Source organism: Erythrobacter sp. (genome assembly GCA_019739335.1).
Lineage (GTDB): Bacteria > Pseudomonadota > Alphaproteobacteria > Sphingomonadales > Sphingomonadaceae > Alteraurantiacibacter.
Genome location: CP073261.1, coordinates 2,731,845 through 2,751,982, shown reverse-complemented (window position 1 = coordinate 2,751,982; position 20,138 = coordinate 2,731,845). Strand labels below are relative to the sequence as shown.

19 protein-coding genes are annotated in these 20,138 nt (G+C 64.4%); 5 read left to right on the top strand and 14 right to left on the bottom strand.

Annotation, left to right across the window (positions count from 1 at the left end; translation table 11 throughout):
* Positions 1 to 2: 2 nt before the first annotated feature.
* From ndhC to JY451_13445, 3 genes are all read right to left on the bottom strand, one after another.
* Positions 3 to 389, bottom strand: coding sequence for an NADH-quinone oxidoreductase subunit A (ndhC, locus tag JY451_13455; protein QZH74651.1), 387 nt, complete (start codon positions 387 to 389; stop codon positions 3 to 5).
* An 82-nt stretch (positions 390 to 471) separates the two neighbouring features.
* A complete protein-coding gene (locus tag JY451_13450; protein ID QZH74650.1) occupies positions 472 to 1,788 on the bottom strand; it encodes a hypothetical protein in 1,317 nt (438 codons plus the stop codon).
* Between the two features lie 33 nt (positions 1,789 to 1,821).
* A complete protein-coding gene (locus tag JY451_13445; protein ID QZH74649.1) occupies positions 1,822 to 3,249 on the bottom strand; it encodes a coniferyl aldehyde dehydrogenase in 1,428 nt (475 codons plus the stop codon).
* Between the two features lie 134 nt (positions 3,250 to 3,383).
* Here JY451_13445 and JY451_13440 point away from each other — a divergent pair, with 134 nt between their 5' ends.
* The 3 genes from JY451_13440 to JY451_13430 all read left to right on the top strand — a co-directional run bounded on the left by JY451_13440 (position 3,384) and on the right by JY451_13430 (position 5,554).
* Positions 3,384 to 4,580: an acetyl-CoA C-acyltransferase gene (locus JY451_13440; protein QZH74648.1), complete on the top strand. Its 1,197-nt coding sequence runs from the start codon at positions 3,384 to 3,386 to the stop codon at positions 4,578 to 4,580.
* Positions 4,581 to 4,671: 91 nt separating this feature from the next.
* Positions 4,672 to 5,127, top strand: coding sequence for a hypothetical protein (locus JY451_13435; protein ID QZH74647.1), 456 nt, complete (start codon positions 4,672 to 4,674; stop codon positions 5,125 to 5,127).
* A 37-nt stretch (positions 5,128 to 5,164) separates the two neighbouring features.
* On the top strand, positions 5,165 to 5,554 hold the full coding sequence (locus JY451_13430) for a hypothetical protein (GenBank protein ID QZH74646.1): 390 nt from the start codon (positions 5,165 to 5,167) through the stop codon (positions 5,552 to 5,554).
* A 68-nt stretch (positions 5,555 to 5,622) separates the two neighbouring features.
* On the opposite strand, the gene JY451_13425 is transcribed toward JY451_13430, so the two are convergent.
* The gene (locus tag JY451_13425) at positions 5,623 to 6,096 is read right to left on the bottom strand and encodes a hypothetical protein (GenBank protein ID QZH74645.1); all 474 of its coding nucleotides are present in this window, start codon (positions 6,094 to 6,096) and stop codon (positions 5,623 to 5,625) included.
* A 132-nt stretch (positions 6,097 to 6,228) separates the two neighbouring features.
* On the opposite strand from JY451_13425, the gene JY451_13420 reads away from it, so the two are divergent.
* On the top strand, positions 6,229 to 7,554 hold the full coding sequence (locus JY451_13420) for an ammonium transporter (protein ID QZH74644.1): 1,326 nt from the start codon (positions 6,229 to 6,231) through the stop codon (positions 7,552 to 7,554).
* 28 nt (positions 7,555 to 7,582) lie between these two features.
* Here JY451_13420 and JY451_13415 read toward each other — a convergent pair whose 3' ends face one another.
* The 6 genes from JY451_13415 to lepB form a co-directional block, all read right to left on the bottom strand.
* Positions 7,583 to 8,989, bottom strand: a complete 1,407-nt coding sequence (locus JY451_13415; GenBank protein QZH74643.1) for a nitronate monooxygenase — start codon at positions 8,987 to 8,989, stop codon at positions 7,583 to 7,585.
* Positions 8,979 to 9,767 carry a class I SAM-dependent methyltransferase gene (locus JY451_13410; GenBank protein QZH74642.1) on the bottom strand — a complete coding sequence of 263 codons (789 nt, stop codon included), beginning with the start codon at positions 9,765 to 9,767 and terminating at the stop codon, positions 8,979 to 8,981. Before JY451_13410 ends, JY451_13415 begins: the two co-directional genes overlap by 11 nt.
* Positions 9,768 to 9,808: 41 nt before the next feature.
* Entirely contained in the window at positions 9,809 to 10,657 is an 849-nt protein-coding gene (locus JY451_13405) for an SGNH/GDSL hydrolase family protein (protein QZH74641.1), read from the bottom strand.
* A complete protein-coding gene (era, locus tag JY451_13400; GenBank protein QZH74640.1) occupies positions 10,654 to 11,568 on the bottom strand; it encodes a GTPase Era in 915 nt (304 codons plus the stop codon). The genes JY451_13405 and era overlap by 4 nt, the downstream gene beginning before the upstream one ends.
* A 115-nt stretch (positions 11,569 to 11,683) precedes the next feature.
* Positions 11,684 to 12,355: a ribonuclease III gene (rnc, locus tag JY451_13395; protein QZH74639.1), complete on the bottom strand. Its 672-nt coding sequence runs from the start codon at positions 12,353 to 12,355 to the stop codon at positions 11,684 to 11,686.
* Positions 12,352 to 13,194 carry a signal peptidase I gene (gene lepB, locus JY451_13390; GenBank protein QZH74638.1) on the bottom strand — a complete coding sequence of 281 codons (843 nt, stop codon included), beginning with the start codon at positions 13,192 to 13,194 and terminating at the stop codon, positions 12,352 to 12,354. The genes rnc and lepB overlap by 4 nt, the downstream gene beginning before the upstream one ends.
* 218 nt (positions 13,195 to 13,412) lie before the next feature.
* On the opposite strand from lepB, the gene pgi reads away from it, so the two are divergent.
* Positions 13,413 to 14,939 carry a glucose-6-phosphate isomerase gene (gene pgi, locus JY451_13385; protein ID QZH74637.1) on the top strand — a complete coding sequence of 509 codons (1,527 nt, stop codon included), beginning with the start codon at positions 13,413 to 13,415 and terminating at the stop codon, positions 14,937 to 14,939.
* Positions 14,940 to 15,069: 130 nt separating this feature from the next.
* Here the strand turns inward: pgi and JY451_13380 are convergent, their stop codons facing one another.
* The 4 genes from JY451_13380 to topA are packed head-to-tail and all read right to left on the bottom strand — an operon-like array spanning position 15,070 to position 20,107.
* Positions 15,070 to 16,461, bottom strand: coding sequence for an MFS transporter (locus tag JY451_13380; GenBank protein QZH74636.1), 1,392 nt, complete (start codon positions 16,459 to 16,461; stop codon positions 15,070 to 15,072).
* Between the two features lie 31 nt (positions 16,462 to 16,492).
* On the bottom strand, positions 16,493 to 17,263 hold the full coding sequence (locus tag JY451_13375) for a hypothetical protein (protein ID QZH74635.1): 771 nt from the start codon (positions 17,261 to 17,263) through the stop codon (positions 16,493 to 16,495).
* 58 nt (positions 17,264 to 17,321) lie between these two features.
* A complete protein-coding gene (locus JY451_13370; GenBank protein QZH74634.1) occupies positions 17,322 to 17,504 on the bottom strand; it encodes a hypothetical protein in 183 nt (60 codons plus the stop codon).
* Entirely contained in the window at positions 17,501 to 20,107 is a 2,607-nt protein-coding gene (topA, locus tag JY451_13365; protein ID QZH74633.1) for a type I DNA topoisomerase, read from the bottom strand. Before topA ends, JY451_13370 begins: the two co-directional genes overlap by 4 nt.
* Positions 20,108 to 20,138: the final 31 nt, after the last annotated feature.

Below are 20,138 nucleotides of genomic sequence, written 5' to 3'. Positions count from 1 at the left end.
CTTCACTCCCATTCCAGGGCTCCCTTCTTCCACGCATAGGCCAGGCCGATCGCGAGTTCGCCGAGGAAGATCATCATCGTGATCCAGCCCGGCCAACCGGTCAGGTCGAGGCTGACGGCCCAGGGAAACAGGAACGCGGCTTCAAGATCGAAGATGATGAACAGGATCGCCACCAGATAGAAGCGCACGTCGAACTGGCTGCGCGGGTCTTCGAAAGCGGGGAAGCCGCATTCGTACTCGGTCAGCTTGGCTTCGGTGGGCTTGTGGCTGCCGGTCAGCCGCGAAACTCCCATCGGCAGGAACACGAATGCTGCCGACAATAGCGCCGCGATTCCGAGGAACAGCAGGATTGGCAGGTACTCTGCGAAATAGGTTGATTGATCGGCCAAGGCGGACTCGATTGATTGCTAGCGGGTTCGCGGCGCGTCTAGGCAATGCGATGCGGCGATGCAAGGCAGCTAAAGCGCCTAATCACTGGGTTTGCGCGGGAGTTTCCACCAGTTGCAGCGCGTGAATGTTGGAAGGGCGCGGTTCAGCCTCTTCGGCAAGTGCCCCGCCCTGACCGTAAAGGTGCCACTGCCCGGTGCCGACATAGTAGAGCACCCCGCCGCTGATCGCTCCACCGAGCGGCTCGGTCCACGCGGGATTGGCGCGTTCGAGCACCACGGCCGAAGCGATTACCCCGATCCCCTCGCCCAGCGTGAAGGCGGTGATGCGGTGCGGATTGACGCCGTTCTGCACCGCAATCAGCCGGTTGCCGAGCAACCACAGCCCGTCCACTCCGTCGAGCAGCATCGGCTGGGCCGCGCGCATCCGGTAGGCGTGGCGGCTGCGGAGCATGACCTGCGCCAGGCCGTAGCGGTAATCGCTGACATAGAGAGCGGTGTTGTCGGGCCGAACTGCGATCCCTTGCGGCGAGCGGAAGGTTCCGGGGGCGATAAAGGTCTGCATCTGCGCATCGGTTGGTGCGGCAATGTAGACCCCGCCGCCCAGCGGATCGCTGCCGTAGACGGAGCCATCCGGGCCCACGGCGATGTCGGAAATCGTAACGCCATCCGGCGCGGGAACCCGACGGCGTTCCTCCAATGTAATGCGGTCAATCGCAATCACCCCGCGAAAGGCGCTGGCCGGATCGGGCGTCGCCTCGACGACACCCGACCCCACCCAGATCAGCCCGCGCGGCGCGTCGAGCGCGATTCCCGCGAGGCTGCCGGTCTCGGCGAGCGGCACTTGCTGCCACTCTCCGCCCTGCTCCTGCACGAACAACCCTCGCGAGACGATGGAGGTGGCGAACATTCGCCGTTGTTGCGTATCGTAGAATGCGGCCTCTGGCAGGCGTATCACGGCGGGAATTGTTGCTGCGTTGGTGCTGGCAGCCAGCGGGGCTGGATCACTGGCAAAACGATCACCGAGTTCGTCGGCCTGCGCTCCGGCGAACATGGTGACAAGTTGGCCCTCTGCTCCCGGTGAGAAGGCATAGCCCCTGCCCGTCAGCCATTGGACCTCATCAAAAGCGCCCGGCAAGTCCTCCGCCGCCAATTGCCCATTGAGCAAGCGCAGCCGAACCGAAGCCGAGTCGGGAAAGTCCGTCGCCAACTGCTCCAGCCCCGGCACATCGGCAATTTGCCCGGTAGTGCCATCCACTGCCCGCCAATCCTCCGGCGGGCCCATGTCCTCCACCGCCACCTGCGCTTCGACCGGAGCCAGCACGCTGCCCGGCAATTCGATACGGCTGGCGCAGGAAGTCAGCGCGAGTGCGGCCAGTGCGAGCGGAAGGGCGGCTTTCATTCCATCAGTCTAGCGCGCCCCCGCCGGAAGTCACTATTTGCGCGCCAGCAGCTTCAGCACCTTTTGCGCTCTCTCGCCATAGGGCGGCTTCAGCCCCGCCAGCCCCGCCACGTCAATCTTCGGCTGCGTATAGACGCTGCGCGCATGGCTGAATTCGCGGAACCCTTCCGGGCCGTGGTAGGCGCCGATCCCGCTCGGACCGGTGCCACCGAACGGCAGGTCTTCCGCCGATACGTGAAAGATAACATCGTTGATCGTCACGCCGCCCGATATGGTCCGCGTCAGCACCCGCTCGCGCTCCGCTGCATCCTCGCCGAAATAGTAGAGGCCTAGCGGGCGATCGGCCCCGTTGATCCGGGCAATCGCCTCATCGATGTGCCGATAGGTGAGGATCGGCAGCACCGGGCCGAAAATTTCTTCCTGCATCGCCTGCATGGCATCGGTCGGATTGCGGATCACGGTAAGCGGCATCTTGCGCTGGTTGCCCGCGCTGAAATCCTCGTTCGCGGGGTTGATCTCGATCACCTCCCCGCCCTTCTCACGCGCATCGGCCACCATCGCCTGCAAACGGGCGAATTGCTTGTCGTTAATAACGCTTGCGTAATCGGGATTGTCGCGGAGGGTGGGATACTGGTCCATCACCCCGAGTTCCAACGACGCAATGACGCCATCTTCCATGCCTTCGGGCACCAGCAGGTAATCGGGGGCGAGGCAGATTTGCCCCGCGTTCATCAGCTTGCCGGTGACGATCCGCGATCCCGCCCGCTCCAGATCGGCGTGCTTGCCGATCACCACCGGGCTCTTGCCGCCCAGTTCCAGAGTCACCGGCACCAGGTTTGCCGCCGCCGCCTGCATCACCTTGCGCCCGGTGGCGGTCGATCCGGTAAAGACGAGGTGATCGAAGGGCAGCGCCGAGAAGTCCGCCGCCACATCCGCCCCGCCGATCACCACGGCCACTTCCTCCGGAGCGAAATGCTTGGCCACCAGCTCGGCAATCAGATCGCTGGTCACCGGGGTAAACTCGCTCGGCTTGAGCATCGCCCGGTTGCCTGCCGCCAGAACCTGCGCCAACGGCCCGAAGGCGAGGTTCACCGGGAAATTCCACGGGCTGATGATCCCCACCACGCCCTTGGGTTCATACCGCACCTGCGCCTTGGCCCCCAGCATCCCGAGCGGGAATTGCACGCTGCGATTGCTCGGCTTTGCCCAGCGGGAAATATTGCCCCGGCAGTATTTGGCAAACTGGATCGAAACCAGCACGTCCGAAATCATGCTCTGCACTGGAGAGCGGTTGCCATAATCCTCGCTCATCGCGTCGCACAGCGCCTTGGAATTGTCGGCCAGCAGCGCGATCAGCCGATCAAGCCGGTCCTTGCGCACGGCCAGCGTTTCTGGCCGCGCGGCAATGAAGGCCTGTCGCTGGAGGCCCAGAAGAGCTGTGAGCGAGTCGGCGGTGGGCATGGGGAGGTCCTGTCAAGTCAGCGGGAGGCGATAGGCGTTCCTCCTCCCAACGCGCGCGGTTTGCATTCGTTGCACTGCAACATTAGAGGAATAGCGAAACCGCTGATACCCGCATTACCGAAAGGCTCCCGCCGATGTCCACGTTCAACGCTGCCGATCCGATTGTCATCCTCTCCTACGCGCGCACGCCGATGGGTGCGATGCAGGGCGTGCTGGCGGATGTCTCCGCCACCGATCTGGGCGCAACTGCGGTGAAGGCGGCAGTCGAGCGCGCGGGTGTTTCTGGCGATGATGTCGATCGCATTTATATGGGCTGCGTGCTCCCCGCCGGTCTGGGCCAGGCCCCTGCCCGTCAGGCGGCCATCAAGGCAGGCCTGCCGCTCTCCGCACAGGCGACCACGGTGAACAAGGTCTGTGGCAGCGGAATGCAGACGGTCATCATGGGGGCGGAAGCACTCGCCACCGGCAATGTCGATACGGTGATCGCGGGCGGCATGGAGAGCATGACCAATGCGCCCTACCTGCTCAAGAAACACCGCAGCGGCGCCCGGATCGGGCACGATACGGCCTACGATCACATGTTCCTCGACGGGCTGGAAGATGCCTACGAAAATGGCCGCGCGATGGGCACTTTCGCGCAAGACATGGCCGACAAGTACCAGCTCACTCGCGAGGAGATGGATGACTATTCGGTAACTTCGCTCTCCCGCGCCAATGCCGCCATCGCCAGCGGTGCGTTCGCCGACGAGATCGTGCCAGTAACCTATTCGAGCCGTGCGGGCGAAGTGACGGTCGACACCGACGAGGCACCCGGCAAGGGTCGCCCGGAGAAAATTCCAACGCTGCGCCCCGCCTTTGCGAAGGACGGCACGATCACCGCCGCCACATCTTCCTCGATTTCCGACGGCGCGGCTGCCGTAGTGCTTACGCGCAAGAGCGTGGCCGATGCCAAGAGCCTGGCCCCCGTCGCCACAGTGATCGGCATGACCGCTCACGCGCAGGCCCCGGCTGAGTTCACCATCGCCCCGGTGGGCGCGATCCAGAAGTTGCTTGACCAGACCGGCTGGAGCGTTGCCGACGTCGATCTATGGGAAGTAAACGAAGCATTTGCCTGCGTCGCCATGTTCGCCATGCAGGATATCGGCATCGCCCACGACAAGATCAACGTGAACGGCGGCGGCACTGCGCTTGGCCACCCCATCGGCGCCAGCGGCACCCGGATCATCGTCACCCTGCTCAATGCCCTGAAGCAGCAAGGCAAGAAGCGCGGTATTGCCAGCCTGTGCATCGGTGGTGGCGAAGCGACAGCAGTAGCCGTGGAACTCGCCTGATACCTCGTGCGTTACCCGCTCTGATCAGTCAGACTTTGTCAACGTTCGAGAAACCTGGCATGGTCTGGCTGGAAGAGGGAGAGAGGGTTCCATGAAGAAATTTGCACTACTCGCGGCAAGCGCCGCGTTCGCGCTTGTCGCCTGCAACGGCACAGAAGCGCCTTCGGGTGAGGAAGCCACAAGTGTGGATAGCGGCGACGCTTCTGACATACTCGAAGGCGAGGCACCGGGCTTCGAAGCGGTTGCCACCGGAACCTATGAAGTCACCCGCGCAGATGGCTCGGTCGATTACATCGAGATTTTCGACGGCATGACCTATTCACGCATCGCCGCTGACGGCGCGGCTACCGGCGGCACCATTTTCATGCAGGGTGGCCAGACCTGCTTTGTGGTCGAGGGTGAAGAGGGCCAGAACTGCTTTACCGACGGCCCCAAAGCCGAAGATGGTTCGATGCAGACCACTTCCGAAAATGGTGATGTGGCCACGGTGCGCCCGGTTGAAGGCGGGCTTGCCGATCACGTGAACGATGTAGTAGCTGCCGAATAGCGGCATTATCCCCCATCGAACAACACAAGGAATTGCCATGAAGAAGATTATCGCACTTGCCGGAGCCTTCGCACTGGCCGCCTGCGGCGGAAACGATGCCGAAGCACCGGCGGACGGTGAAATCGCTGTCGAGGATACTGCGGCCGATGCGCCGATGCCGACCACGCAGACCGGTACCTACAGCTCGCTTTCCGATGATGGCACTGAAGTGGCCGTAACGCTGAATGCGGACAACACCTACACGGTGATGGAAGGCGAGACTTCGGTCGAGACCGGCACCTGGGAAGATAACGTGCGCGGCACCTGCCTTACACCTGCTTCCGGTGGCGGCGAGAATTGCTGGAACATCCAGCCCGGCACCGAAGCGGGGACGATGGATATCACCGATGCCGATGGGGAAACCCGGACCTACACTTTTGAAGGCTGAGGTTCTCGCGATACTAAATCGGTAAGGGCGGCCCGAGGGCCGCCCTTTTTCGTTCTGCCGCCCTCCTCCTAGGCCTCCTCAGCCCCGAACAATCGCGCCTGTTCCACCCAGCCACGATGCCCTTCGACATCGAGCTGGCACCAGCCACCGGCACAAGTTCCAAGCTCGCCGATCACGCCGGGTTCGAGATTCCAGCGAAGGGTTGCGCCGGCCGAACCTGCATCACGCATCGGCGCCAGCCCTTCCCCCGTCACCATTGCGGTGCGACGTTCGCTAAGCAGGCTAGCATAGATCCACCCCTCCGCCCCGTCGGGGTCGCGCACCAGCCGCCAGCCCTGATGGAACCGGATCACCTGCACCGGCAGCCCGGGCCGGGTGTAGACCCATTCGATCGGGAACCGCTCCCCCGCTCCTGCCCGCATGTTGGCGGTCTCAGCGGAAATGCTCGCCCAATAGGGCAGTTCGCGCTCCTGCGCGGCTGCGGGCGACGCTACTGCAAGCGACGCGGAAGCAAACAGGGCGAAGCGGGCAAGCGATCTCATAGCCCCTGCCTTTAGCGTGCAGCAAAGAGTCGCGGCAACAGCGCTATGCAGCCTTGCGGCCCCGCATCATTGAGTCCATTGATCCGCGCTGGACGCAATACCGCCGCCAGAGCGGGCAGCAGGGGAACATCAATGTTACGCAACACGGGTTTCGCCAGGCTCGCGGCGCTGGTGCTCACGCCATTCGCAGGGGTTGCCACACCGCAACTGGCACTGGCCCAGGAATTGACCAGCGTCGCCCAGAACGACAGCGGCGATACGGCTTGGGTGATGGTCTGTAGTGCGTTGGTGCTGCTGATGGCGCTGCCGGGTCTCGGCCTGTTCTATGGCGGGCTGGTACGGGCGAAGAACTTCCTTTCGGTGCTGCTGCAAGTCGCGGCGGTTGCCGGGCTGGCTTCGGTGCTGTGGGTAATGGTCGGCTATACACTCGCCTTCGGGGACAGCCTCAGCGGCATGATCGGCAACGGCGCGAAATGGATGCTGATCGATCTCACCATCCTGCGCGAAGGCATGGTCTTGCCCGAAAGCACTTTCGCCCTGTTCCAGATGACCTTTGCCGCGATTACTCCCGCGCTGATGGTGGGCGCCTGGGTGGACCGTGCGCGGTTCGGCTGGGTGCTGGCTTTCACCGCGCTCTGGGGCCTGCTGGTCTATGCTCCAGTGGCGCATTGGATCTGGGGCGGCGGCTGGCTGGGGCAGCTGGGCGTGGTCGATTTCGCCGGTGGGCTGGTGGTGCATACCACGGCGGGCGTTTCCGCGCTCGTGGTGGCACTGTTGCTGGGCAAGCGGCAGGGCTTCCCCGGCCCGGCCCTGCTGCCCCACGCACCCGGACTGACGATGCTCGGCGCGATGCTGCTGTGGGTCGGCTGGTTCGGCTTCAACGGCGGCAGCGCGCTGACCGCGACCGACGACGCCTCCAGCGCGATCATCAACACCCATGTCGCCGCCGCGGTGGCCGCGCTGGTGTGGGTGGCGGTGGAAAAGGCCAAGTTCGGCAAGCCCACCACGGTCGGCTTTGCCACGGGAGCGATCGCCGGGCTGGCGACCATCACGCCCGCCGCAGGCTTTATCACCCCCGGTTCGGCAATCCTGATCGGCGTGGCCGGGGCGCTGGTGTGCTTCTGGGCAATCGGGCTGGTGAAGAACAAGCTGGCGATCGACGATTCGCTCGATGTCTTCGCCGTGCACGGTGTGGGCGGAATGCTCGGCACTGTGCTGCTGGGCGTGTTCATCTGGGGCGGCGTCGGCGGCATGGGTTACACCGCGCTTGTCGATATGCCGCTGGCTGTGGGCGTGCAGGCATTCGGCGTGCTGGTGGTGGCGTTATTCAGCGCCGTCGCGACCGCCCTGATCGCCGTGGGCGTCAGCATGTTTATTCCGATGCGAGTGACCGAGGACGAGGAAGTCCAGGGACTCGACCTGACCAGCCACGGCGAACGCGGATGGTCGATGGATTGATCGGGTAGGCGGGGCGAAAAGCCCGGCCTCAATCTCCCGTCAAAATCCGGTCGACCAACTGCTTCACTGTCGGAGTGTAATTGTTCGAATAGAACGGGTCGGTCTTGAACCGGTAGGCAGCGTGTCCCGCAAACGCGAGGTTTTCGTCCACCGGGCCGCCGTGGGCGATGTCCTGCAATGTCTTCTGGATGCAGAAGCTGCGCGGATCGGCGAGGCGACCGGTCGTGTAATCGTCGTGGTCCTTCCACGAGGAGAACCCGCAGTGCGACAGGCAGCCCATGCAATCGGCCTGGTCCTTGCGGATCACCGCACGTTCTTCCGGGGTGACGAACACTACCGTGTCATCGGGTGTCTTCAGCGCTTCGGTATGGCCCAGCGCCGCCCAGCCGCGGGCGCGTTCGCGATCCTGCGGGGTGACCCAGAAGTTCTTGCCCTTCACCCCGACATCGAGCTGCACCGTATGCTCGCCCGCAGAAACCTTCGAATAGGGGATCTGCCGCTCGCTGCGTGCTTCCAGATTGCGCAGGAAGGGATTGCGCACAGCCGAGCTGTAGAAGCCGGTGGGGCTGAAGCGGTGCAGCAGGATGTCGCCCTCGTCGAGCGTGCGGAGCAGGTCCTTCCAACCCTGTGGGATCGGGCTCTCCTCGGTCAGTAGCGGGCGCGTGCCGTACTGAAAGGCGATCTGGCCCAGCTCGGGATTGTCGATCCAATTGTCCCATTCGCGCAGGAACCACACTCCGCCCGCCATGATGATCGGCACCGAGTCCGAAATCCCTTCCGCCCGCATAGTTGCGCGCAAGGCGGCTACACGGGGGTACGGATCTTCGGGCTTCTTCGGGTCTTCCGCGTTCGAAAGGCCGTTGTGCCCCCCTGCCAGCCAAGGGTCTTCATAGACCACAGCCGCCATCAGCTCGGAAACCTTGTGATAGCTGCGCTTCCACAGCGCGCGGAAAGCGCGGGCGGAGCTGATGATCGGCAGGTAATTCACTTCATACCGCGCGGCGATCTCGGCCAGCTTGTACGGCATCCCCGCACCGCAGGTGACGCCGGTGACCAGCCCCTTGGTCTGTTCGAGCACGCCTTCGAGCACTTGCTGCGCGCCGCCCATTTCCCACAATACGTTGATGTTGATCGCGCCCTGCCCGCCGGAAATCTCGTGCGCGCGCTTCACCTGTTCGGTCGCGCCGTCGATGGCGTAGCGGACCAGTTGTTCGTGCCGTTCCTTGCGGGTCAGTGCATCGTACACCTGCGGTACGATCTTGCCTTCGGCGTCGTAGCTGTCGGCATTCACCGCGCTGACCGTGCCGATGCCGCCCGCGGCCGCCCAGGCGCCGCTGCTGGCGTGGTTGGTTGCCGAAACGCCCTTGCCGCCTTCCACTAGCGGCCAAACTTCCTTGCCGCCATAAACAATGGGAGTGAGTCCCTTAAATGCCATTATCGTCCCCGGAAGAGCCGCCATCCGCGATGGTCGTCTCGCTAAAATCCTCGCCCGGCTGAACGCAGGGCTCTATGTCTTGTGGTTCCGGCCGTTCGCCGGAAACTTCGAATTGCGCGTAATACCCTGCAATCTGGGGCTTTCGTACGAATTCGACAAGCCGATAGCCGACCCGTTCGAATTCGCAAAACAGAAGCTGCGGATTTATTCCGTGCTGGTCCGCCGGGCGATCGACATCGACCACGATCACTTGCCCGCCCTCGCGCAGCGCCGGGCGCATCCGCCAGATGAAAGCATATGGCTCGGTAATCTCGTGATACATGTGCACCATGAAGATGCGGTCGAAACTGTTCTCGGGCAGATTGGGATCGTCTAGGTCGCCCCTGATGATCGAAACGTTGTCCAGCCGGTCACGCTCCACACGGCTGCCAAGGCGGCGCAGCACCGCATCGTCGATATCCTGTGCCAGCACCCGCCCTTCCGGGCCGACGCGGGCGGCGAGGCGGACGGTGTAATAGCCCTCCCCCGCGCCGATGTCGGCCACGGTCATTCCTTCGGTGATGGCTGCCTGATCCATCACCGTATCGGCTTCGCGGCGGTCGTCGCGGGCTTGCTCGGTGGAGAAGGCATTGCCGGCCAATTGGGAAACCGGCCGATATGGACGCGGGAAATCGCGCGAGGTTTCCGGACGGTTGTCCTGTTCGGCCGTATCGCATGCGGCCAATGCGCAGCACAGGCCAACCGCCGCCAGAATCCTCACTGATCCTCTCCGCTTCATCCGCCGCGCTCTAGCCACAGTTATGGCGCTTGGCAAAGTGCCTAAACCTCGTCAGCATTCAGCAAGCGGGCAAGCTCCTGCGCGATGGCGGCGTGCCCTTCGCGGCTGGGATGCCATGGTGCGCCCTGCGCGGGATCGAAACCGTCACCAAGTCCGTGTGCCCACGGTTCGGGATCGCAGGGCGTGTGATTGGCTGAAAACTCGTCCATCGCCAGCACTTCCGCCCCGGCGCGTTCCGCCGCCCGTTCACTTGCCTCCGCCAAAGCAGCGGCGACGCCCTGCGCAATTGCTGCGTGTTCCGGCGACAGCGGCGCCGCCGCACAGTCGCTATCGCCTGCCAGCGCGACGTATTGCACCAGCACCACTCGCGCCCGCGGGGCTCGCACCCGGATCTCGGAAAGCAGCCTTGCCAGATCGTCCTCCAGCGCCTGCACCCTTGCTGGTTCGGGCAAGACAGGCTCGCGGCATTCGCCCGTTGCCGGATCGACGAGCCGCGTATCGCGCATTCCCGCGTGGCAACTCGCTGCGAACATCACGCCCATATAGGCGAGATCGTTGCCGCCGATGGTGATCGTCACCAGCCGCGTATCCAGCCGCACCGCCTCGATCTGCGGCGGCAGTTCGTTCCACGGCCCCAGCACATGGGCAGTCGTCGCCCCGCCGCAGCTCGCATCGGTGAGGTCCAGCCCCAGCCGATCTGCCAGCAAGCGGGCATAACTAACCTGTGAGGCGCCGCACCGCTCGGGCCGGTCGGTCGCCAGCGGCGGAATGCCCGCGCCTGCCGCGAAGGAGCTTCCCAGCGCCGCATAATGCGCACCGGGAGCCAGTGGGGCACTGGTTGCGCAGCCTGCGAGAAGCCCGCACGCGAGGGCCAGTGCGGCGACCCTCATCGCACCCAGTCCAGCCCCATCTCCTCGTAGATCTCGCGGCTTTCGGACCAGCGTTCATCCACCTTCACGTGGAGGAACAGGTGGACCTTCACGCCGAGGATTTCGGATAGTTCGTTGCGCGCAGCCTCGCCGATTTCCTTGATCCGCTGTCCGCGCTTGCCGAGCACGATGGGTTTCTGGCTGTCGCGCGCGATCACGATCTGCTGGCGGATTTCGACGCTGCCATCGGGGCGCACCGTATAGCTTTCCGGGCGCACTGCGGCGTCGTAGGGGAGTTCCTCGTGCAACTGGCGGTACAGCTGCTCGCGGGTCACTTCGGTAGCGAGCAGCCGTTCGCTGGCGTCGGAGACCTGATCCTCGGGGTAATGCCACGGGCTTTCAGGCATTAGTTCTGCCAGCCGATCCTTCAGCTCGGGCACCCCGTCTCCTGTCAACGCAGAGACGAAGAAGACTTCGCCGAATTCCACTTCGCCGCTCAGTTCCTGCGCCAGTTCGAGCAGCGGCTCCTTCTTGCTGACATCGACCTTGTTGAGAACGAGGATCTTCTTTTCCGGCCGTTCCTTCAGCGCCTCAAGCAGCGGCATCAGTTCGTGCCGCCGCTGCTTGACGGGATCGACTACCAGCATGACCGCATCGGCCGCCGTGGTGCCTTCCCATGCGGCGCTGACCATTGCCCGATCGAGCCGCCGCTTGGGTTCGAAAATGCCGGGGGTATCGACGAGCAGCAACTGCGTTTCCGCAGCATCGTTCTTGTGCAGCGCAATGCCGAGCAGCTTGGCGCGGGTGGTCTGCGCTTTGGCGGAAGTGATCGCCACTTTCTGGCCGACAAGCTGGTTCACCAGCGTGGACTTGCCCGCATTCGGCGCGCCGATTACCGCGACCAGGCCGCATTTCTGAGTAGCCTGGGTCATAACTCCCCTCCCGCTGGCGGGAGGGGCCGGGGGTGGGCCTGTCCAAGGGTAGCGCGCAGGCCCACCCCTAACCCCTCCCGCCAGCGGGAGGGGGACTTGTTGCCCTGCAATCGCATCATCCGAAACGCTCCATAAACAACCGTGCAGCCTCGGTTTCGGCTTCCTGCTTGCCGCTCGCAGTTGCTTCGACTTCACCGACTTTGTGCACCATAACCCGCACGGTGAAACGGCGCGCGTGATCGGGACCGGAGATGTCGACCACGGCATATTCGGGCGGGCGGCGCTGGCTGCCAGCGGCCCATTCCTGCAAGGCGCTTTTGGGATGTTTCGACTGGCCGGCCTTACCGGCCACCGCGCCCTGCCAGATCTGCCGGATGAGCGCCTCGGTGGCGTCGAACCCGGCTTCGAGGAAGTTGGCGCCGAGCAGCGATTCCATGATGTCCCCCAGCACGTTGTCGCTGTCCTGCGCGCCGTCGTCGCGCGCCTGCTTGCCCATGCGGACATGCGGGGCAACACCGATTTCGCGCGCATGCATGGCGCAGGCGCCCTTGGAGACCAGCGCGTTCAACCGCTGTGCCATTTTGCCTTCAGCGCTGCCATCCTGCGCGTAGAGCCAATGAGCGATGGCGAGCGCCAGCACCCGGTCCCCCAGGAACTCCAGCCGCTGGTAATCGCGCGCTTCGCCCAGGCTGCCGTGAGTCAGCGCATCGCGCCACAGGGCTTCGTCCTTCATCGTAAAGCCCTTGGACAGCAGCCAGGCTTTCGTACCGGCGTCGAGCCCGCTCATATGCCGCGGAACATCCGGCTCCAGCGGGCTGCGGAGAACCATGTCCACGGCAGAAGCCATTCGGAACTGCCGTCGGTAGACCAGTACATGAAGCTCGCCTCGGCAACGAGGTTCTGCTGCGGCACCAGCCCGATGCCCCTGCCCGGTTCGGCCGGGAAGCGGCTGTCGAGCGAATTGTCGCGGTTGTCGCCCATCAGGAAAAGCATGCCTTCGGGCACCGTGACCGGCGCAGTATTGTCCTGCGGCAGTTCGCCCAGATCGAGCACGTTGTACGACACTCCGTCCGGCAGCGTTTCGCGGAACTGCGGGTAGGCGCAGGCATAGTCGCCGTCATCGGTGCGCGTGACGAAAGTGGCCGAACGGCAACGTCCATCCGCCGCGATCGGCAGGACGTAATCCTCCACCCGCTCCAGCCCCACCGGTGCGCCGTTCAGGTGCAGCACGCCATCGACCATCTGCACGGTATCGCCCGGCAGGCCGATCACCCGCTTGATGTAGTCCGTGTAGTCGATCGGATGCTTGAATATCACCACGTCGCCGCGATCCGGCTGGCTGGCCAGAACGCGCCCGTCACCCACGTCGATCCCGAACGGCAGCGAGTGGGTGGAATAGCCGTAGGACCATTTCTGCGAGAACAGGTAATCGCCCACCAGCAGGCGCGGCATCATGCTTTCGGAGGGGATGTTGAAGCTGGTGAAGAAGAAGGTGCGGAACACCAGCACCACCACCACCAGCTTGACCAGGAAGACGCCGAAGCTCTTCCAGTCTTCCTTCTCCGCAGGCTTGTCGGCCTTGGCGCCGGCAGGCTCCTCGATCTCTCTGATATGTGCGTCGGTCATCGGGGCTAGCTCTTGTTGCGGGAGGGGCGCTGCGTCAAGCGCGATGATGGTGGGCAATTATGGAGCACATGGAGCACAGTCCCGGGAGCAAAAACCGGCACGGTGGCGAAAGTCCCTGCCAAGCGGCGTTGCGCATAGGAATTTCGCGCCGTTTTACGGTTTTCAATCATGCCCCGAACGCCTAGCCGTTGGGCAGGACAGTTGGAAAGGATTTCGCTTTGACCCTGACGCGTGACGAGGCCTGGCACACCATCGCCCTCCATCCCGATCACACGCTGGCGGAGCTGTTCGCACAGGATCCGGAGCGGGTGGAAAAGCTGTCCGCGCGGATGAAGCTGGGGGTGGAACAAAGCGCAGCATCGATCCTGTTCGACTGGTCCAAGACCCACCTGACCGACGCAATCATCGCAGACTTCGAAGCGCTGGCCGAGGCCGCCGGGTTCGATGACATGCGCGACAAGCTGTTCGCGGGCGAAGTGGTCAATCCCACCGAGGGACGTGCCGCCGAACATTCCGCGCTGCGCGGTGTGGGGCTCGATACCAGCGTGGAGGAAGCCGAGGCCCTGCGCGAACGGATGCGGCTGCTGGTCGGCGCAATCCACGAAGGCGTGCTTGGCGAGATCAATCACCTGATCCACGTCGGCATCGGTGGCAGCGCGCTTGGCCCGGCGCTGGCGGTGGATGCCCTGGCGCGCGACCTGCCGCTGGTCGATGTCCACATTGTCTCCAATATCGACGGAGTGGCGCTGGAGGAGGCGTTCGGCAAGTGCGATCCGGCCACCACTTTCGTCGCCGTCGCGTCTAAGACTTTCACCACCATCGAGACCATGACCAACGCCCAGTCGGTGCTCAAATGGATGGCGGACAATGGCGTATCGGACCCGCTTGGCCGGGTGATCGCGCTCACCGCCGCGCCCGAAAAGGCCGTGGAATGGGGCGTGGACGAAACCCGCATCCTCCCCTTCGCCGAAAGCGTGGGCGGGCGCTATTCGCTGTGGTCGAGCATCGGCTTCCCGGTGGCGGTGGCGGTGGGCTGGGACGATTTCCAGGCCATGCTCGATGGCGCCGCAGCAGTGGACAAGCATTTCCGCGATACCGATGGGCGCGCCAACCTGCCGCTGCGCGCCGCCTTCGCCGATCTGTTCTATTCCCGGCTCAAGGGCGCACAGACCCGCGCGGTGTTCGCCTATGACGAGCGGCTGCGGCTGTTCCCCGATTACCTCCAGCAGCTCGAAATGGAATCGAACGGCAAGAGCGTGACGGTGGACGGCCACCCCTCCGGCCCGACCGCGCCGATCACCTGGGGCGGCGTGGGCACCGATGCGCAGCACGCGGTGTTCCAGTTGCTGCACCAGGGCACGCACCTGATCCCGGTCGATTTCATCGCCAGCGTGGAGGCGGGCGACACGCTCGATCCGGCGCATCACACGATCCTGCTGATGAACTGCTTTGCGCAAGGGGCGGCGCTGATGGCGGGCAAGCCAAGCGATGATCCGCACCGCAACTACCCCGGCAACCGCCCCTCGGCGACGATCCTGTGCGATGATATCGACGCCATGACATTCGGCGCGCTGGTGGCATTCCACGAACATCGCACCTTTGCGAATGCGGTGCTGATGGACATCAACCCGTTCGACCAGTTCGGCGTGGAACTCGGCAAGGAGATCGCGAAGAAGATCGAAAAGGGCGGCGAGCGGTTCGATGCGAGCACCGAGGCGCTGCTCAAGGCGGCTGGGTTGGGGTGATAGGGTTAGTCGCTGGGACTTCGTAACCTCCGCTCATGCTGAGCCTGTTGCAGCATGGCCACTAGGTTTGAATGTTGCGCAACACGCCTCGGCATCCTCAGCGCGAACTGGGTCGGGACGGTCTGAATCGTCAGCCTTTCACCACTCTCTCCCGCTTCGCAAACCGCGCCAGGCTGCACAGCGCCGCCACCACGGCCAGCGCGCAAGCCAGATACAGAGGCGCAGGCCCCGTCCCCATCCCGTTCGCCAGCAAGATCCCCACCACCACCGCCGCAAAGGTCTGGCCGACCAGCCGCGAAGTCGAAAGCAGCCCGCCCGCCGCTGCGGCGCGATCCTTGGGCGCGCGACCGATAATAAGGCGTGAATTGGGCGCGAAGAACATGCCGAAGCCGAGCGCCGCCAGCGCCAGCCGCCACGCTATCGCGGTACTATCCGGATCGTTCGGCAACATGGCGAGCAGCGCCATTCCCGCAATCGCCAGCGCCATCCCTGCCACGCCCAGCTTGGTCGCGGCGATCCTGTCGGATGCCCAGCCTGCCAGAGGGGCGACGAACAGCAGGGTGAGCGGGAACGGCAGCAGCAGCAGTCCAACGGTCTGCGGGTCATAACCCATCGCCTCCTCCAGCCGAAACGGCAGCGAAATCATCATCGAACTCGCGGCGATAAAGGCGCACATCGCTGCCAGCGCCGAGAGGCCGAGCACCGGCTTCGCCAGCAGGTCCACCGGCAGCACCGGCGATGTGCGCTTGCGTTCGCGCTTCACCAGCAGCACGGTGGAAATCACGCCTGCCGCGCCAATCGCCACCCCCAGCGGCACATTGCCATGCGTGCCGACCTGCATCCCGCCAACCAGCAGCAGCATCGTGGCCGCGCTCCACAGCCCGCTGGTCCATTCCACCGGCACATCGCGCTTTTCCGGGTCGGGCAGCGCCCTGCCCAGCAGCAGCGAGACCACCGCCAGCGGCGCGGCGATCACGAACACCAGTTGCCACTCCAGATTGCCGACCACATAGCCGCCTACCGTGGGTGCGAGTGCCGCCGAGCTGGCAACGATTACCGAGTTGACGCCCATTCCGGTGCCCAGCCTGCTCGCCGGATAGATCGCCCGCAACATCGCCGCCGAAACGCTCAGCGCCATCGCCGCGCCGACGGCCTGCACTCCGCGCAGAGCCAGCAGGGTCACGAAGTCCTCGGCGAACCAGCACGCCGCGCTCGCCGCCATGAACAGCACCTGCCCGGCCTGGTAAAATGTCCGGTGGCCGATCCGGTCTCCCAGCGAGGCGAAGGGGAACAGCAGCATCACCAGCACCAGCTGGTACACGGTGACGACATTGGTGATCGCGGCGTTTGTCACACCCAGATCGCGGGCGATGGTGGGCAACGCGACATTGGCGATCTGCCCGTCGATCACCAGCAGCGCGGTACCGAAACTGATCGCGGCAATCGCCCACAGGCGGCGCGGTCGGGGGAGTCCGGAGTTGTCGTCGGTAACGGGAGTTGCCTGCCCGGCTGCGGTGCTCATCCTGCGCCAATGCGCGGGAAGGCAAAAGGGTTCAACCCTCGTTGTTCGCAACTGCAATAAGCGCCGCAGCCTCCCGCTCCATCGCCGCCTGCGGCACCTGTATCACCCCGCTGCGCGGACGATCGAGATCGAGCACGGTGATGAAAGCAATCGCCAGCAGGACCAGGAATACCAGCACCGCCGGCCGGTGGACGCGGGGCTGGCCCGCGCGATTGTATCCCAGCATCCCGGCGCCCGCGATGATGAACACACATAGCAGCACCATCACCGCATCGGGCAAGTGGGCTTCGCGAGCCGCCAGGCGCATGGCGGCCACATCGCCCGCTTCGTTGAAGGGCTGGAGCAGGACCGGCCCGCGGGTATCGGGCGGGGTGGATTCGAGCGCAGCATAGATCGCGTCCCCTGCCCGCGCCATGATTGCCTCCGCCAATTCAAAGGCCTCGGCAGCCGTGTCGTCGGTGGCTGCCTCGCCGAACGCCAGCCGCGCCACTGCATATTCGCCCAGCAGCGATCGCACCGTTGCCTCATCTGCAGGTTGCAACAGCGCCAGTCGACTCGACAGGGTCGACAGGGCAGTCGCTTCCGCCACCACGAGGTCGCGCCGCTCCTCGTACCGGTCCAGCGCCAGACCGAAGGAAAAGGCCAGCAGCAGGGCGAGCAGGCCAAACACGCCTGATAGCGTGTGGCCATCGCTATCGTCCCCCTCCGCGCGCCGCTGCGCCGCCAAACGCGACGCGAGCGCCAGCCCGCCTTCGAAGGCGGCCACGCTTGCCACCAGCAGCAGCAGAAAATCCAGCCACAAGGGCGACCCGGCAAAAACCATTCGTTATTACCCCCCCCTTTGCCCCCTGCGAACCTCGCTAACGCTTCTTGGCAATGGCGATGGAATTGGCCTTGGCGAAGTCCTTGGTCGATTCCTCGCTGCGGTTCAGGGCCTTGGCGATTTCCTTGAGCCCCTTGCCCTTGCCCGCGAGCGTGCGCAGCTTGCCCGCTTCCTCGCCGTTCCACGGCTGCTTGTGGCGTTCGAACCGTTCGGCCATCATTCGGTCTCCACTTTGGCTGGAGCCTTCTTCGCCGCAGGCTTCTTGGCGGGCGCTTTCTTCTTGGCCGGGGCCTTTTTTGCCGGAGCCTTCTTTGCCGCCGCTTTCTTCGCCGGAGCTTTCTTGCGTCCCTTGCCCTTCACTGGCCCCTTGGCAGCCTTTTCCGCGATCAGCACCAGCGCTTCTTCCAGCGTCAGCGCGTCCTGCGGCTTGTCCTTGGGCAGCGTGGCGTTGATGGTGCCATCGGTGACATAGGCGCCGTAGCGGCCTTCCATCAGCTTGACGTCATCGCCAGCCTCGGTCTTGCCGAGCACCTTCAAAGGCTCACGACTGCCGCGCCCCGCTCCGCCCCGGTTCGCCGCTTCGGCCAGCAGGTCGACCGCGCGGTTCATGCCGACCTCGAACACGTCGCGGGTGCCGGTCAGCTTCGCGTACTTGCCGTCATGCCGCAGGTATGGCCCGTAACGCCCTATTGCGGCTTCGATATCCTTCCCCGTCTCCGGATGCGGGCCGATGATGCGCGGCAGCGCCAGCAGTTTGAGCGCCCATTCGAGATCGAAATCGTCGATATCCTTGGGGATCGAGGCGCGCTTGGCTTCCTTCCCCTCCCCCAATTGGACGTAGGGGCCGAAGCGCCCCGTACGGCGTTCCACCGGCAGACCGGTTTCCGGGTCCACGCCCATCGTGCTGTCTTCGGAACCGTCGCCATCGCCCGGCGTGCCGAACTTGCGGCGGAAATTGCATTCCGGATAGTTCACGCAGGCGATGAACGCCCCGAACCGCCCGCCGCGCAGGTGCAGTTCGCCGCCATCGCGGCCTTGCTCGGCGCAGAGCGGGCACCAGCGCGGATCGTGCCCGTCGGCGCGCGGGGGGAACAGGAAATCGGCGAGGAAAGTATCGAGATCCGCCGTCACTTCGCTTGGCTGGCGCTCCATCACCTCGTCGCTCTTGGGCTTGAAATCGCGCCAGAAGGCTTCGAGCAGCGCCTTGTATTGCGCCCGCCCGCCGGAGACATCATCCAGTTCCTCTTCCATCTCGGCGGTGAAATCGTAGCCGACATAGCGGGGGAAGAAGCGTTCGAGAAAGGCTGTCAGAAGCCGCCCGGAATCTTCTGCGAAGAAACGGTTTTTTTCCATCCGCACATAGTCACGGTCGCGCAGCGTCTGGATGGTGGAGGCATAGGTGGACGGCCGCCCGATCCCCAGTTCCTCCAGCCGCTTGACCAGGCTGGCTTCGGAAAAGCGCGGCGGTGGCTGGGTGAAGTGCTGTACGGCCTCGACACCCTTCTTGGCGGGAACATCGCCCTTGCGCATCAGCGGCAGCAGGTTGTCGTCGTCATCCTCCGATTTCTCGTCGAAACTTTCGGAATAGACCGCGAGGAAGCCGGGGAATTTCACCACCTGCCCCGTGGCGCGCAGTTCGTGTTGGCCGGTGGGATCGCGCATGGTGACGGTCGTGCGCTCAAGCTGCGCGCTCGCCATCTGGCTCGCCATCGCGCGCTTGAAGATCAGGTCGTAGAGCTTGGCCTCGTCGCCCGATCCGGCGCGATCCTTGCGGAAATCTGTCGGGCGGATCGCCTCGTGCGCTTCCTGCGCATTCTTGGCCTTGCTGGTGTAGAAGCGCGGCTTTTCCGGGCGGTATTCCTCGGTAAAGCGTTCGGCGATGGCATCGCGCGCGGCAAGAATCGCGCTCATGTCCATCTGCACGCCGTCGGTCCGCATGTAGGTGATCGCGCCCGCTTCGTAGAGCGACTGCGCGCAGCGCATCGTGTGGCTGGCGGAAAAGCCCAGCTTGCGCGCGGCTTCCTGTTGCAGGGTGGAAGTGGTGAAGGGCGGCGCAGGGCTGCGCTTCATCGGCTTGGTTTCGACGTCCTCGACCGTGAAGCGCCCGTCTTCCACCGCCGCCTTGGCGGCATGGGCCATGCCCTGCTCGCCGATGGTCAGCCGTTCCAGCTTCTTGCCGTCGAACTTCACCAGCCGCGCGTCGAAGGCCGTGCCGTCATGCTCCATCTTGGCGGTGACGGACCAGTATTCCTGCGCCACGAACACTTCGATCTCGCGCTCGCGCTGGCAGATCAGCCGCAGCGCCACCGATTGCACCCGGCCCGCCGACTTGGCCCCCGGCAGCTTGCGCCACAGCACCGGCGAGAGGGTAAAACCGAACAGGTAATCGAGCGCGCGGCGGGCGAGATAGGCGTCGATCAGGTCCTTATCGAGCTGGCGCGGCTTCTTCATCGCCTCGGTCACCGCCGCCTTGGTGATGGCGTTGAAAGTGACGCGCTCCACCTCGGCGGGCAGCGCCTTGCGGTTCTTGAGCAGTTCCATCACGTGCCAGCTGATCGCCTCACCCTCGCGGTCAGGGTCGGTGGCGAGGATCAGCCGGTCGGCCTTCTTGGCAGCGTCCGAGATGGCCTTCACCTGGTCGCGGTTGCGCTTGTCGGCATAGACTTCCCAGTCCATCGCGAAATCCTCGTCCGGCCGCACGCTGCCATCCTTGGGCGGCAGATCGCGGACATGGCCATAGGAGGCGAGAACCTTGAAGTCCTTGCCGAGGTATTTCTCGATGGTCTTCGCCTTGGCGGGCGATTCGACGATAACAAGCTGCATGATGGTGTGACGCGGTCCTTATCTGTGCCCT